We start from the raw sequence: 1,204 nt of genomic DNA on the forward strand, positions 1-1,204 counted from the left end.
GAACAGCATGTACATGGGCAAGCCTCGGGTGCGCGATTACGCGAGCGACGGTGAAAACGCGCTTGTCGTGGATGGGACGGTAAAGGAATACGTGATGGCGATTGGCAGGGTTCTCGATCCGGAGAACCAAGCCGCAGTGAACTACATGGCGGAGCAGGGCCGGGTCCGGGCGCGCGCATTCAGTCCCGCCGCCACCGCCGAAACCCTTTATGCAGAAGTTTCCGCGCTCCTCTCCGAACGCACGGAAACTTAACGCTCGCGTATCGAGCTGCTCCGATGAAATCCGGGACGCGGGCCGTCTGATACCAACGGCCCTCATGATTGACCGACACGAGCCCACTCTCGCATTCCGATTGAGGTGATGGTCTTGGGCTGTGCGACGAGGCGGTTCCATGCGTCGCAGGCGGCGTCGATGATACCGTCGTAGGTGTCGAAGACGCGGTTGGAGAGCCAGTTGGCGCGCAGATACTGCCAGACGTTTTCGACCGGGTTCAGTTCCGGGGCGCGGGAGGGCAGGAAGATCAGGGAGATGTTTGCGGGCACGACGAGCTTGCCGGTGGTATGCCATCCGGCGCGGTCGAGCAGCAGGACCGCATGGGCGCCCTTGGCCACCGTCTTGGCGATCTCGCCGAGATGGGCCTGCATGGCGTGCGTGTCGGCAAAGGGCATGGCCAGCGCCGCGCCGACGCCCCGTGCCGGGCAGATCGCTCCGAAGAGGTAGGCGCTTTCGTAGCGCTGGTCGGCGGGCTGGCGCGGCCTCGTTCCGCGCCTGGCCCATTGCCGGACAAGGCCGTTCTTCTGGCCGATGCGGGCCTCGTCCTGGAACCAGAGCTCGATTGGCCTGCGCTTGGGGACGTGGGCGAGATGGGCCTTCAGCGTCACCGCGAAGTTTATGGAATGGCCCGCCCCTTACGTTCAGGCAGAATCGTGATTTGCTCGCATCAAGGAGAGGGCCGATGAAAAAGACACCCATCGCTGTGCTCGGAATCGATCTGGGCAAGAACAGTTGCAGCGTTGCTGGAATGGACGCGTCCGGTGCAGTTGTCATGCGCAAGCGCATGACGCGCGATGGCATCGTGACGTTCAGCGCGACATTGCCGCCGTGCATCATCGCAATGGAGGCCTGCTGCGGGGCGCACTTCCTGGGTCGGACGCTGGCTGGTCACGGGCACGAGATCCGGCTGATGTCGCCTGAGTATGTCCA

The 1,204-nt window shown here is 63.5% G+C and carries 1 protein-coding gene and 2 pseudogenes; 2 read left to right on the forward strand and 1 reads right to left on the reverse strand.

Translation table 11 applies throughout. The annotated features are described in order from the left end of the window. Positions 1 to 253, forward strand: a 253-nt coding sequence (locus ACH4YL_RS40785; protein ID WP_398512596.1) for a hypothetical protein, incomplete at its 5' end; no start/stop codon positions are given. Between the two features lie 62 nt (positions 254 to 315). On the opposite strand, the pseudogene ACH4YL_RS40790 reads toward ACH4YL_RS40785, so the two are convergent. Beyond that, positions 316 to 891 (reverse strand): annotated as a pseudogene (locus tag ACH4YL_RS40790) (IS630 family transposase); the annotation flags it as partial. A gap of 86 nt (positions 892 to 977) precedes the next feature. On the opposite strand from ACH4YL_RS40790, the pseudogene ACH4YL_RS40795 reads away from it, so the two are divergent. Then, positions 978 to 1,204, forward strand: a pseudogene (locus ACH4YL_RS40795) (IS110 family transposase); the annotation flags it as partial.

Source organism: Streptomyces sp. NPDC020681 (genome assembly GCF_044334895.1).
Lineage (GTDB): Bacteria > Actinomycetota > Actinomycetes > Streptomycetales > Streptomycetaceae > Streptomyces.